The sequence below is a fragment of the Saccharopolyspora karakumensis genome, assembly GCF_004349225.1.
Lineage (GTDB): Bacteria > Actinomycetota > Actinomycetes > Mycobacteriales > Pseudonocardiaceae > Saccharopolyspora > Saccharopolyspora endophytica.
On record NZ_SMLA01000005.1, the window covers coordinates 143,157 to 156,023 of the forward strand.

The following is a 12,867-nucleotide window of genomic DNA, read 5'->3' on the forward strand; positions in this document are numbered from 1 at the left end:
CCCGCCTGTTCGACGAGCCCGCCCTCCTCCAGCAAGCGGTGGAGGACCCCACCGCTGAAAGCAACGGGAAGAAGATCTTCGCGTTTTCTCCGCGTCCGGTCAACGAGCCGATCGGGTGCAAAGTGACGCCGGGTCGGCCCGAACCGGGCACGACCTCGTGCCGATCGCCTCAACCGTCACGGAGGTCACAGGAGAAGGCGGAGCGCCCCTCGGGTGGGGAGGGGCGCTCCGCCTGGTTCAGCTGGCGTAGGCGCGGAGCCGGTCGGCGCGGTCTCCCTGGCGGAGCTTGGACATGACCTCGCGCTCGATCTGGCGGACCCGCTCGCGGGACAGCCCGAACGCCTTGCCGATCTGGTCCAGGGTGCGCGGCTGGCCGTCTTCGAGCCCGTAGCGCATCCGGATGACCGCCTGCTCGCGCTCCTCCAGCGTGGACAGCACCCTGCGCAGGTCGTCGTGCAGGAAGCCCGAGATCACCGCGTTCTCGGCGTCGGCGGACTCGGCGTCCTCGATGAAGTCACCGAGCGGCGCGTCCTCCTCGGCGCCCACCGGCATGTCCAGGCTCACCGGGTCACGCGAGTGGTCCATCAGGTCGAGGATCTTCTCGACCGGGATGCCGGCCTCTTCCGAGAGCTCGTCGTCGGTGGCCTCGCGGCCCAGCTTCTGGTGCAGGTCGCGCTTGATCCGGGCCAGCTTGTTGACCTGCTCGACCAGGTGGACGGGCAGCCGGATGGTGCGGCTCTGATCGGCCATGCCTCGGGTGATGGCCTGGCGGATCCACCAGGTCGCGTAGGTCGAGAACTTGAAGCCCTTGGTGTAGTCGAACTTCTCCACCGCGCGGATCAGGCCCAGGTTGCCCTCCTGGATGAGGTCCAGCAGGGGCATGCCGCGTCCGGTGTAGCGCTTGGCGAGGCTGACGACCAGACGGAGGTTGGCCTCCATCAGGTGGTTCTTCGCGCGCCGACCATCCCGCACGACGGCATTGAGGTCCGAACGCCGCTCGGCGGAGAGGTTCTTGCCGGTCTCCAGCAAGTGCTTGGCGAAAACTCCGGCCTCGATCCGCTTGGCGAGGTCGACCTCTTCCTGCGCGGTGAGCAGCGCGGTGCGCCCGATGCCGTTGAGGTAGACGCGCACCAGGTCAGCCGATGGTCCCTGGGTGTCCAGTTCTTCGGCGACGGCGACGTCTGGCTTGGTGGTCTGCGGGACGGTCATGAGCTCCCTCCCTGACGGGCTGGCTAGCGGGGCGCAATTCACACCGACGCATCGGTGCGCGGTGCGGAAGACGCGTACGCTCGGTATTACCGGGGCTTCCGCGTCGACGTTCTTCTTCGGATGTCGGGTCGGTGCCGGGCTGTCGGTTCTGCCGGATGTCCGGTCGAGAACTTCCAGGGTTCGGTCACCGCTGACGGCATGGCCGTCGAAGCATCGTTACCTGGAAAACGACGGGCGCGACGAATTCGTTCCCGATGTTCTCGATTCGAAGACGTCGCGGCCGTCACATCCGTTGCGCCCGAAGCCTGAGGATTTCCTGAGAGCTCTCGTTACATTTAGACCTCAACCAAAAGTGTGAATGGACCGTCGTTCACGCTTTCGACGGCCATCATCGCTCCGAACACCCCCGTGGACACCCGAGCGCCCCGCTCGCGAAGCTCCGCGACGACCTCTTCCACCAGCGGCTCCGCCTGCTCGGGGCGGGCCGCTTCGGTCCACGACGGGCGACGTCCCTTCTTGGTCGATCCGTACAGGGTGAACTGGCTGACGACGAGCAGCGGAGCCCCGGTCGTGGCGCACGACTCCTCGTCCCGGAGGGCTCGAATCTCGTGCAGTTTCCGGGCCATTTTTACGACTTCCTCGCGGCCGTCGGAATGCGTCACACCCAATAGGACCAACAGTCCGGGTTCATCGATCTTGCCGACCACTTCACCGTCGACCGTTACCGAGGCGCGAGTGACGCGCGTGGCGATTGCCCTCATTGATCAACACCTCGCCATTCGGCCGGAACGACCATTCCGTGCCGCACGAGTTCGCGCACCATCGGAATCGCAGCGGAGGTCAACTCCTCCACATCTTCGCCGTAACCCATCGCGAGCAACTCCAGCAGTTCGTCCAGCGGCAGCGCACCGCGGAATCCCGCCAGCAAGCGGACGCCGAGTTCGTCGATCTCGTGCTGCCAGCCCGGTCCGTCGGTGCGGTGCAGGCGGTGCACGATCGGCGCCCAGCCCTCCTCGCCCGGCTCCGAGACCTGCTCCAGCACCGTGCTGTCGGCGGTGACCAGGCGAGCGGCCAGCAGGTCGTCGTCCGAGTCGTGCTCACGCAGCCAGTCGACCCGGCGCAGCCAGGCGTCGGACTCCGGGCCCAGCGGGTCGTCGAACGCGTGCCGCAGGTCCTCGCAGACGACCTCACCGGGACCGTCGGTGCGGCGCAGCGTGACGAAGCCGAAGCCGATGCCGATCACGTCGTTGCTCTCGAACCAGTCCAGCCACTCGGCGGCCTTGCGCATGCCCTGCTCGGAACGCAGGTCGTAGCCGGCGTCGCGCAACCAGGTGCCGACGTACAGGTCGGGATCGGCGACGTCGCGCTGCACGAACCAGGCGTCCACCCCCGCACCCGGCGGGAGCCAGGACGCGACGCGGTCCTGCCAGTCCTCGCCCTCGCGGTGCACCCAGGACGCCAGCAGCTGCCCGGTGCCGCCCTCGTTGAGGAACGACGGCAGCTGGCGCACCACCAGCGCGCTCGCGTCGTCACCGGCGAGGCCGGAGTCGCGGTAGGTGAAGTCGGTGCGCGGCGGCCCGACCACGAAGGGCGGGTTGCACACGACCAGGTCGAACCGGCGGCCCCGGACCGGGTCGAACCACTCGCCCTCGCAGAGCTCCGCGTCGACGTCGTTGAGCCGGAAGGTCGCCGCGGCCAGGGCCAGGGCCCGCTGCGAGACGTCGGTGACGGTGATGCTGCTCGCGTGCGTGCTCGCGTGCAGCGCCTGCACGCCGCAGCCGGTGCCCAGGTCGAGCACCGAGCCGACCGGCCTCCGGGTGGTGGCGCGCACCAGGCTCAGCGAGGCGTGCCCGACGCCCAGCACGTGGTCGGGGTCGACCGGACGGCCGCCGCGCAGGTCGGAGTCCAGGTCCGACACGACCCACCAGGAGTGCTCGCCCTCGCCGTGGGGGCGGATGTCCAGCCCGGCGCGCAGCAGCTCGCCGTCGTTGGCGAGGATGCCGGCCGCCAGCGCGTCGTCGATGGTCAGCGAGCCCAACGCGGCCTGCACGTCGGCGCGGGTCTCGGGTCGGCCCAGCAGGAACAGGCGGATCAGGGTGCCCAGCGGGCCGGCGCACTCGGTGGCGCGCAGCGCGGGCATCGGTTCGCCGCGGCCGAGCGCGGCGTGCGCGGAGTGGCCGAGCAGGTCGAGGACGCCGTCGGCGTCGTAGGAGGCGGCGCGGAACGCCTCGCGAAGTCGGTCGATGCGGTCAGCGGACAGATCTGGAATCACGTCCTGAATCCTCACACGCCCGCTGTCCAATGCCGCCGCTCACTCGGTCGGGCGGTTCGCGGCGACCGGAAACCGTCGGTGGTGCGACCTAGCATCGAGGCATCGCTGATGGGGGAGTCGCCATGACCGTTCTGGACAACAGGCCGAACACCGCGTTGCTGGTCATCGACGTGCAGAAGGGCGTGGTCGCCGACGCGCACGATCGGGACCGGGTCGTGGCCAACATCGGCGAACTGGTCGGCCGGGCGCGCTCGGCCGGTGTCGACGTGGTGTGGATCCAGCACCACGACGACGGGCTGGTCCGCGACAGCGAGGGCTGGGAACTGGTCCCCGAGCTGGACCGCGACGACGCCGAGCCGCTGGTGCACAAGTCCTACGGAGACGCCTTCGAGGACACCGAGCTGGAGAAGGTGCTCGCCCACCGCGGTATCGGCCGGCTGATCGTCGCCGGGGCGCAGACCGATCAGTGCGTCCGGTGCACGCTGCACGGCGCGTTCGTGCGCGGCTACGACGCGACGCTGGTCGCCGACGCCCACACCACCAGCGACCTCAGCGGCTACGGAGCTCCATCACCGGACGAGGTCATCGCGCACACCAACCTGTACTGGCAGTACCAGTCAGCGCCCGGCCGCACGGCGGGCGCGGTCAGCACGGCGGAGGTCGACTTCGCTCGCGCCTGAGCGAAACGGCGGTAGGCACCGCGCGGACGCCTCGCTAGATTCGATCGGTGCCTGACGCGATGTTCGCCCATCCCCGGCTCGCGCCGCTCTACGACGCGTTCGAATCCGATCGCAGCGACCTGCCCGCCTACGTCGAGATCGCCGACGAACTGGGCGCCGGCCGGGTTCTCGACGTCGGATGCGGGACGGGCTCGCTGGCGATCCTGCTCGAGGAGACCGGCCGGACGGTCGTGGGAACCGACCCGGCCGAGGCGTCGCTCGCGGTCGCCAGGTCCAAGGACGGCTCCGCCCGGATCGTCTGGGTGCGCTGCGACGCCACCGTCCTGCCGACCATCGCGGCCGATCTCGCGGTGATGGCCGGCAACGTCGCGCAGGTCTTCCGCACCGACGAGGAGTGGTCGCGGGTCCTGCTCAGCGTTCGCGCCGCGCTCCGGCCGGGCACGTACTTCGCTTTCGAGACGAGGAAGCCGGAGCGCCGCGATTGGGAGCGGTGGCCGGGCACGACCAGCGTCGACCTGCCGGACCTCGGCCGCGTCGAACGGCACGACGAGCTCATCGACGTGAGCCCGCCGCTGATCTCGTTCCGCAGCACCTACCGGTTCGCCGACGGCGAGGAGCTCACCTCCGAGTCCACCCTGCGCTTCCGCACCCGGGACGAGATCGACGCGAGCCTCGCCGAAGCGGGTTTCGAGCTGCGCGAGGTGCGCGAAGCGCCGGATCGCCCGGGCCTGGAGGGCGTCTACATCGCCCGCAGGGCGGACTGAGCGCGAACGCGTTCCCGGCGTGGTGTCGTGAGATGATGCGGCCATGTCCGACGCACTGCACCTGACCGGCGACGCCGAGGCGGACCGGTTGCTCTCCGAGGACTCGTTCGCCCTGCTCACCGGGATGCTTCTCGATCAGCAGGTGGCGATGGAGCTGGCGTTCGCCGGTCCGAAGAAGATCGCGGACAGGATGGGCGGGTTCGACGTCGCCAAGATCGCCGAGGCCGATCCGGAGGAGTTCGTCGAGCTCTGCGTGCAGAAGCCCGCGATCCACCGCTACGGCGGTTCGATGGCCAAGCGCGTCCAGGCCCTGGCGCAGCACGTCGTCGAGCACTACGACGGCCGGACCGAGGCGCTGTGGACCGATGGCGATCCCGACGGCAAGGAAGTCCTCAAGCGGCTCAAGGCCCTGCCAGGCTATGGCGAGCAGAAGGCCCGGATCTTCCTCGCCCTGCTCGGCAAGCAGCGCGGAGTCCAGCCGCAGGGCTGGCGAGAAGCGGCGGGCGCCTACGGCGACGAGGGCTCGCGGCGCTCCATCGCCGACGTCGTCGACGAGCAGACCCTCCAGGAGGTCCGCTCCTTCAAGAAGGCCCAGAAGGCCGCGGCGAAGGCTGCGAAGTAGCGGTTGTGGTCCGAACCGGGCGGGCATGACGGGCGGGTTCGGATCGAAACCGCCCCTCGCCGCCCGGCCGGAACGAACGACGTCAGGCGGCGGCTGCTGCTCCGGGCTTCTGGTACTTGTCGACGTACTCCTGGTCCGAGAGCTCGGAGATGGCGTACATGATCTCGTCGGTGATGGAGCGCAGGACCGGGAGCGACGCCTCCATCCCCGAGTAGCGGGTGAAGTCCAGCGGGTCGCCGAAGCGGACCGTGACCTTGGCGAGGCGCGGGATCTTGGTGCCGCGGGGCTGGAGCTTGTCGGTGCCGGTCAGCGCCACCGGGACGACCGGGGCGCCGGTGTTCAGGGTGAGCCTGGCGACGCCGGTGCGGCCTCGGTAGAGACGGCCGTCGGGGGAGCGGGTGCCCTCCGGGTGGATGCCGAAGGCGCCGCCGTTGCGCAGGACCTCCTCGGCCGCGCCGATGGCCTCCATCGCGGCCCGGCCGCGACCCCGCTCGACCGGGATCGCGCCCAGCGAGCTGAAAAGCCACTTGCTCAGACCACCCTTGATCCCCGTTCCCTGGAAGTACTCGGCCTTGGCCAGGAACGCCACCGGACGCGGCAGGACCAGCGGGACGATGAAGCTGTCCAGCACGGCGAGGTGGTTCGGAGCCAGGATCACCGGGCCCGTCGTGGGCACCTTCTCCGCACCGATGATCTTGGGTCGGTAGACGGACCGGGCTACCGCACCCACGACCCGTTTGCTCACCGCGTACATCATGTGGTCACTCCCGCGCCGAAGTTCTCTCGCTCCCACGTCGAATCTAACGCGGCGAGGTTTCGCGCGTGCGTCGCGCCGGTCAACCAGTGGGGGTAATCGCCGGGCCCCGGGGGTATCGGCGGGCACCTGCGGGTGGGAGCATGGGAATTGGAGGTAGCGTCGTGAACATTTCACATCGTGACGACACCCCGGTGCTGATCACCGAGGCTCAGCCGTCGATGGACGATGAGCAGGCGACTCGCCGCCGCAGGTACGCGATCATGATGGCAAGCCGGATTCCGTGCCTGATCGGTGCGGTGGTCGTGTTCCAGGTGTGGCAGCTGTGGTGGTTGGCCCTGATCATCCTGGCCATTTCGATTCCCCTGCCGTGGATGGCGGTCCTGATCGCCAACGACCGGCCCGTCCGCAAGTCCGAGCACGTGAACCGGTTCCGCCGCTCGCACCGCAGCATCGAGTCCTCGGGCCATCGCGTCATCGAGAGCACCTGACACCGCCCCTGCGGTGGGGATACCAGAGCCGCTGCGGACAGACGCATGCGGCGTGCGGCATCATTGGTGCCATGAGCACGATGACGCTGCCGGAGACCGACACCCGGAACGAGACAGCTGATCAGACCAGCGATGATCGTCCCGAGGTATTCCACTACGTGCAGAAGGACAAGATCGCCGAGAGCGCGGTCATGGGCACCCACGTCGTGGCGCTGTGCGGCGAGGTCTTCCCGGTCACTAAGTCCGCGAAGCCCGGTTCGCCCGTCTGCCCGGACTGCAAGGAGATCTTCGAGTCGCTGCCTCCCGGGGCCGACAAGTAAGTCGAGTGCCTCCCGAACCGCCGCGGGTCAGCCGCCGTGCGGTTCGGGTTGGCCTGCGCGCTTGAAGTTCACCGGCTTGCCGTTGGTGTGCGGCGGCTCGGGGTCGGACTTCGCCGGCTCCGCCTCGTGCTCCGGTTCGGGCGTGTTGTCCTCGCGCCAGGCGCGGTAGCCGTCCTCGGTGTGCATCCGCTGAGCCAGTCGGCGCATCTCCAGCCGCCGCCAGCGCCGCCGCTCGCGGCGGGTCATCTTCGCCGGCCACATCTCCTGGATCGCGTTGTTGAACTCCGCGCCCATGATGATCGCGAAACCGATGAAGAACGCGAAGAGCAGGAACGCGATCGGGGTGGCCAGCGCGCCGTAGGTGTAACCGGTGCTGGTGATCCAGGTGATGTAGACCCGCAGCCCGTAGCTGGCCACCAGGAACAGCACCATCGCCAGCAGCGCGCCCGGCACGCCGCGGTGCCAGGGCAGCTTGCGCGGAAGCGCCACGCTGTAGAGGGTGGCCAGCGCGATCACCAGACCGGCGGCGGTCGCCGGGTAGTAGACGGCGTGGATGAGCCAGGTGACGTCGTCCTGCAGCGCGTGCGGGAACACCGTCGGCAACCATTCCGGTCCCAGCGCCACCACCGGCATCCCGATGATCGCCAGCACCAGGCCCACCAGGTAGAGCAGCAGCGCCACGATCCGCTGCCAGACGCTGTTGCGAACCAGGTACTGGTCGTAGGCCTGGGTGATCGAGTCCACCAGCGACGCCAGCGCCGAGGAACCCGCCCACAGCGACAGCAGGAAACCCATCGAGGCGATCTCGCTGCGGCCCTTGGTCAGGATGTCGCCGACCGTCGGACCGATGATCTGGTCCACGACGCTGCCGGTGAACACCGTCCGGCAGAACGCCAGGATCTTGTCGTGCACCGCCTCGACGATCGCGGGTCCGAACCAGTCGCCGAGGTAGCCCAAGCTGCCCAGCAGGCCCAGCAGCAGCGGCGGCAGCGACATCGTCTGCCAGAACGCCGCGGCCGCGGACTCCGAGAAGATGTTGTCCCACCACGCCTTGTCCAGGGTGCGTGTGACCAAGCGCAGGGGACCGCGGCGGACCGGGACCTCGTCCCGCGCTGCGGTCGCGCTGCGCCCCCGACTGTCTGGCGAACTCGGCGAACCCATGTCGCCTATAAGGATGCTTCATAGCTCCGGCGCTTAGGCGTCGAGGTGTTGAAACCGGAGTGTCGGAACCATCTCGATCGGCCGAACCGGTGTCGACCGGAGCGCGAAGGTAAGCTGCACGGCGGCCCGCCACGAGTTGATCGGTGCTGGTTGATCCAGTTCTCCGGTCAGACCAGATATCCGGGGGAGTGTGGCGGTCGCGGGGCTCAACGGATGTGCCCGCACCATCCGGTTTGGGGAAACGAGGAAGGGAGCGGCGAGCCGGCGTGTCCGAAGCGCAACTCGACTATTCCGTCCGATCTGTTCTTAGCGACCCCTCGCAGGCACCGTCCCGGCCTCTTCGAGCCTGGCAGCGGCGAGCCCTCACCAAGTACCTGGCCAACCGGCCGACGGACTTCCTGGCCGTCGCGACGCCCGGCGCGGGCAAGACGACCTTCGGTCTCCGGGTGGCCGCCGAGCTGCTCGCCGACCGCACGGTCGAGCAGGTCACGGTGGTCGCGCCGACCGAGCACCTCAAGCACCAGTGGGCGTTGGCGGCCGGAGGCGCCGGGATCCCGCTGGACTCCAACTTCCGCAACGCCGACGGCATCACCTCCAGCGACTACCGCGGCGTGGTCGTCACCTACGCGCAGGTCGCGGCCCATCCCAACCTGCACCGGGTGCGCACCGAGCGGCGCAAGACTCTGGTGATCCTCGACGAGGTGCACCACGCGGGCGACGCCAAGTCCTGGGGGGACGCGATCCGGGAGGCCTTCACACCGGCCGTTCGCCGGTTGTCGCTGACCGGTACGCCGTTCCGGAGCGACGACTCGCCCATCCCGTTCATCGGGTACGAGCCCGACGCCGACGGGTCGTTGCGCAGCCGCGCCGACCACTCCTACGGCTACTCCGACGCGCTCGCCGACGGCGTCGTGCGGCCGGTGCTCTTCCTCGCCTACTCGGGCGAGGCGCGCTGGCGCACCAACGCCGGCGACGAGTTCAGCGCGCGCCTCGGTGAACCGCTGACCGCCGAGCAGACCGCCCGCGCGTGGCGGACCGCGCTGGACCCGTCCGGTGAGTGGATCCCCACCGTGCTCAAGGCCGCCGACACGCGGCTGGAGCAGCTCCGCCAGGGCGGAATCCCGGACGCCGGTGGCCTGGTGATCGCCTCAGACCACCCCACGGCCAAGGCCTACGCCAAGGCGCTGCACCAGATCACCGGATCGGATCCGGTGGTCGTGCTCTCCGACGACCCGCAGGCGTCGTCGCGGATCGGTGCCTTCGCCGAGTCCGACGACAAGTGGATGGTCGCGGTCAGGATGGTCTCCGAGGGCGTCGACGTTCCTCGCCTGGCCGTCGGCGTCTACGCCACCAGCGCCTCGACGCCGTTGTTCTTCGCCCAGGCCATCGGCCGCTTCGTGCGGTCGCGGCGACCGGGGGAGACGGCCAGCATCTTCCTGCCCAGCGTTCCGGTGCTGCTGGAGCTGGCCAGCCAGCTGGAGGCGCAGCGCGATCACGTGCTGGGCAAGCCGCACCGGGAGAAGGACGGCTGGGACGACGAGCTGGTCGCCGCCGCCAACGCCCAGCGCGACGAGCCCGGCGAGGAGGAGAAGGCGTTCACCTCGCTGGGCGCCGAGGCCGAGCTGGACCAGGTGATCTACGACGGTTCGTCGTTCGGCACGGCCGCGTTCAGCACCACCGAGGAGGAGCAGGACTACCTCGGCCTGCCGGGTCTGCTGGAACCGGATCAGGTCCGGGCGCTGCTGCGGCAGCGCCAGTCGCAGCAGCTGGACGACGTCGGCAAGCGCGAAGCCGATGCGAAGGCGGCCAAGGCCGCCGAGCAGGCCGAGCAGCAGTCGCGTCCGCAGAGCGTGCAGGAGCGGCTGCAGAAGCTGCGCAAGGAGCTCAACACGCTCGTGTCGCTGCACCACCACCGCACCCGCAAGCCGCACGGCAAGATCTACAACGAGCTGCAGAAGGTCTGCGGCGGCCCGCCCACGGCGATGGCCACGGTCGAGCAGCTCGAGGAGCGAATCGCCACCCTCCGCTCGTGGTGAACCCCTGATGCGCGGGCGGGTGTCCGGCTAACCTGTCACCCGCCACAGTGACGATCTTGGGGCGGGTGCGGTGACCGGCGACGCGTGGAACATCGGGCTCAACATCATCGCCAGCGTGATCACCGGCTCGATGGTTTGGATCTCCGGTCGCCTGCTGCGACTTCGGAGGCTGCGGCGCAAGCAGGCGTTCCTCGGCCTGAGCAGCGGGGGCGAGTGCTTGATCGTGGTGCCGAGGATGTTCTCGGCGGACAACGAGCGCAGCGTCCACCGCAACGATGCCGCCGCGATGCTCGACCTCTCGGCGATCCTCAGCGAGTGCGGGGCGAAGCCCGAGGTGATCTTCCACGACCAGGTCTACCAGGGCTTGGCCGCCAAGTCCGAGTTCTGCATCGGTGGTCCGGCGGCCAACCGGCGCACCGAAGCGCACCTGAGGTCGGTGCTGCCGGGCGTGCGCATGGCGGGAGCCGATGAGCGGACGGCGATCGACGTGGGCGGGCAGAGCTACCCGTCGAACCTCCACCACCTCGAGTACGCGCTGCTGGCGAAGGTGGTCCGGCACGAGCGGGACAAGCCCGCCTTCGTGATCTGCGGCCAGACCTCGATCGCCAACCGCGTCGCCGCCCGCTACCTCGACTCGGAGTACCCGCGCCTGCGGAGCCGGTACGGCGTCCGGCGGCGCTTCTGCGTGCTGCTGCGCGTCATCGAATCCGAGAGCTACGGGCCCAGCGTCGTCGAGTTCGTCCGCGACATCACCACCGAGGCGTTCTCCCCGCGCCCCGCCGAATCCTCCGCGCAGCCCGGCTGAGGGCAATGATCTTGGGGGTGTTCGGTCTTCTAGGGTCGCGGCATGGGATTCGACGTTGAGAAGGTCCGGGCGCAGTACCCGGCGCTGGCAGACGGCCGGGCGTGGCTGGACGGGGCCGCGGGCACGCAGGTGCCGGAATCGGTGATCGAGGCGATCAGCGACGCCTACCGAGCCGGGTTGTCGAACGTGGGAGGACCGTACGAGTCGAGCTGCCGCTCGTCCGGGATCGTCGCCGAGGCTCGCGCGGCCGTGGCCGATCTGGTGGGCGCGCCCGATCCGGCGTGCGTGGCGTTCGGGCCGAGCATGACATCACTGACCTACCGGTTCGCCGGAGTGCTGGCGCTCGGCTGGAACCCGGGCGACGAGATCGTGGTGACCGATCTCGACCACGACGCCAACGTGCGGCCGTGGGTGCAGCTCGCGCAGCGGGCCGGTGCGACCGTGCGCACCGCCGAGATCGACCCGGCCACGGGTGAGCTCCCCGTCGACAACGTCGTCGGGTTGATCGGCGATCGCACCAAGCTGGTCGCCGTCACCGCCGCGTCCAACCTGCTGGGGGTCATGCCCGACCTCAAGCCGATCACCGACCGGGCTCGCGAGGTCGGAGCGCTGTCCTACGTCGACGGCGTGCAGCACTGCCCGCACGCGCACGTGCGGATCGCCGACCTCGGCGCGGACCTCTACGCCACCAGCGCCTACAAGTGGGCCGGACCGCACCTGGCGGCCGTCGTCGCCGCCGATCCGTGGGTCTTGGAGAACTTGCACCCGGACAAGCTCGCGCCGTCGCCGGAGAGCTCCCCGGAGCGCTTCGAGCTGGGGACCAACCCCTTCGCCCCGATGGCCGGTGCCGTCGCGGCGGTGGAGCACCTGGCGGGCCTGGACGGCGATGCGACGGGCAGCCGCGCCGAACGCCTCGCGACCTCGCGGGCGGCCGTCGTGGCGCACGAGGAGCAGCTCGCCGGTCGGCTGTTCGCGGGACTGGCCGAACTGGGCGGTGTCCAGCGCCACGGCACCCCGCAGGGCCCCACGACGCCGACCGCGTTCTTCACCGTCCAGGGCAAGACCCCGGCTGAGGTCTCCGCGGCGCTGTCGGAGCGGGGCTTGAACGTCTCCGCCGGCCACTCCTACGCCTGGGAGCTCGTTCACGCCCTCGGCGTCGGCCCCCAGGGCGGCGTGCGGGTGAGCCTGTCGCACTACTCGACGGCCGACGAGGTCGACCGCCTGCTGGCTGCCCTGCGCGAGATCAGCGCCTGAGACGCACCGGGCCCCCGCAGCGCGCGGCTGCGGGGGCCCGGTGACCTGGCTGATCAGGTTGTCACTGCTCGTCCTGTTGGAGGTCGGCCCGCACGTCGCGGAGACCGGCTTCGTAGGCGCGGGCGTGGTGCCCGCAGAACAGAAGCTCGCCACCGGACGGTAGTACGGCGCGAAGCTTGGCAGCGGCCCCGCAGCGGTCGCAGCGGTCGGCGGCGGTCAGCTCGGGGCGGGTGAGCGTTCCCGGCATCGATATCTCCCTCCGTCCCGGCGTCGGATTCCACCCGACGCCCTCGATCCTGCTACGACCACCGGTGTCCTACTGGCTGCAGGGTCGGTGCTCGTTGGCTCTACTCTTCCAGACGTTTTGGCCGGAGTCAGTGTTCCCGCGCGGGCTAGCGACGGTCGTCACCATGAAGTACCCGGTTGCAGCAGTGATCCTCGCGGAGCGTGATCAACATCGGGTGCACCTCGCTGACCTGCGGTGATGCGAAGATCGACG

Annotated in this window: 14 protein-coding genes; 8 read left to right on the top strand and 6 right to left on the bottom strand. The window is 69.6% G+C overall.

Annotated elements, in window-relative coordinates; all coding sequences use genetic code 11:
- Positions 1–237: 237 nt before the first annotated feature.
- The 3 genes from E1202_RS05530 to E1202_RS05540 all read right to left on the bottom strand — a co-directional run bounded on the left by E1202_RS05530 (position 238) and on the right by E1202_RS05540 (position 3,481).
- The gene (locus E1202_RS05530; protein WP_132681455.1) at positions 238–1,209 is read right to left on the bottom strand and encodes a sigma-70 family RNA polymerase sigma factor; all 972 of its coding nucleotides are present in this window, start codon (positions 1,207–1,209) and stop codon (positions 238–240) included.
- A gap of 335 nt (positions 1,210–1,544) precedes the next feature.
- Complete coding sequence (dtd, locus tag E1202_RS05535; protein WP_132681456.1) at positions 1,545–1,970, bottom strand: D-aminoacyl-tRNA deacylase; 426 nt, start codon at positions 1,968–1,970, stop codon at positions 1,545–1,547.
- Entirely contained in the window at positions 1,967–3,481 is a 1,515-nt protein-coding gene (locus E1202_RS05540) for a N5-glutamine methyltransferase family protein (protein ID WP_132681457.1), read from the bottom strand. The genes dtd and E1202_RS05540 overlap by 4 nt, the downstream gene beginning before the upstream one ends.
- 122 nt (positions 3,482–3,603) lie before the next feature.
- Between E1202_RS05540 and E1202_RS05545 the strand changes: the two genes are divergently transcribed.
- Genes E1202_RS05545 through E1202_RS05555 form a run of 3 tightly spaced genes read left to right on the top strand, consistent with a single transcriptional unit; the run spans position 3,604 to position 5,547 of the window.
- The gene (locus E1202_RS05545) at positions 3,604–4,161 is read left to right on the top strand and encodes an isochorismatase family protein (protein WP_132681458.1); all 558 of its coding nucleotides are present in this window, start codon (positions 3,604–3,606) and stop codon (positions 4,159–4,161) included.
- 47 nt (positions 4,162–4,208) lie between these two features.
- A complete protein-coding gene (locus E1202_RS05550) occupies positions 4,209–4,925 on the top strand; it encodes a class I SAM-dependent methyltransferase (RefSeq protein WP_132681459.1) in 717 nt (238 codons plus the stop codon).
- Between the two features lie 43 nt (positions 4,926–4,968).
- Positions 4,969–5,547 (top strand): HhH-GPD-type base excision DNA repair protein, encoded by a 579-nt coding sequence (locus tag E1202_RS05555; protein ID WP_132681460.1) that lies wholly within the window; start codon positions 4,969–4,971, stop codon positions 5,545–5,547.
- 82 nt (positions 5,548–5,629) lie between these two features.
- On the opposite strand, the gene E1202_RS05560 is transcribed toward E1202_RS05555, so the two are convergent.
- Positions 5,630–6,304, bottom strand: a complete 675-nt coding sequence (locus E1202_RS05560) for a lysophospholipid acyltransferase family protein (RefSeq protein WP_132681461.1) — start codon at positions 6,302–6,304, stop codon at positions 5,630–5,632.
- Between the two features lie 140 nt (positions 6,305–6,444).
- On the opposite strand from E1202_RS05560, the gene E1202_RS05565 reads away from it, so the two are divergent.
- Entirely contained in the window at positions 6,445–6,792 is a 348-nt protein-coding gene (locus tag E1202_RS05565) for a DUF3099 domain-containing protein (RefSeq protein ID WP_132681462.1), read from the top strand.
- Positions 6,793–6,863: 71 nt separating this feature from the next.
- The gene (locus E1202_RS05570; RefSeq protein WP_132672622.1) at positions 6,864–7,112 is read left to right on the top strand and encodes a DUF3039 domain-containing protein; all 249 of its coding nucleotides are present in this window, start codon (positions 6,864–6,866) and stop codon (positions 7,110–7,112) included.
- 27 nt (positions 7,113–7,139) lie between these two features.
- On the opposite strand, the gene E1202_RS05575 is transcribed toward E1202_RS05570, so the two are convergent.
- A complete protein-coding gene (locus E1202_RS05575; protein ID WP_132681463.1) occupies positions 7,140–8,273 on the bottom strand; it encodes a YihY/virulence factor BrkB family protein in 1,134 nt (377 codons plus the stop codon).
- 266 nt (positions 8,274–8,539) lie between these two features.
- Here E1202_RS05575 and E1202_RS05580 point away from each other — a divergent pair, with 266 nt between their 5' ends.
- The 3 genes from E1202_RS05580 to E1202_RS05590 all read left to right on the top strand — a co-directional run bounded on the left by E1202_RS05580 (position 8,540) and on the right by E1202_RS05590 (position 12,368).
- Positions 8,540–10,309, top strand: coding sequence for a DEAD/DEAH box helicase (locus E1202_RS05580; protein ID WP_132681464.1), 1,770 nt, complete (start codon positions 8,540–8,542; stop codon positions 10,307–10,309).
- Between the two features lie 70 nt (positions 10,310–10,379).
- Entirely contained in the window at positions 10,380–11,114 is a 735-nt protein-coding gene (locus E1202_RS05585; RefSeq protein ID WP_132681465.1) for a hypothetical protein, read from the top strand.
- Positions 11,115–11,156: 42 nt separating this feature from the next.
- On the top strand, positions 11,157–12,368 hold the full coding sequence (locus E1202_RS05590; protein ID WP_132681466.1) for a cysteine desulfurase-like protein: 1,212 nt from the start codon (positions 11,157–11,159) through the stop codon (positions 12,366–12,368).
- A gap of 61 nt (positions 12,369–12,429) precedes the next feature.
- On the opposite strand, the gene E1202_RS05595 is transcribed toward E1202_RS05590, so the two are convergent.
- The gene (locus tag E1202_RS05595; RefSeq protein WP_132620257.1) at positions 12,430–12,615 is read right to left on the bottom strand and encodes a DUF7455 domain-containing protein; all 186 of its coding nucleotides are present in this window, start codon (positions 12,613–12,615) and stop codon (positions 12,430–12,432) included.
- Between the last annotated feature and the right edge of the window lie 252 nt (positions 12,616–12,867).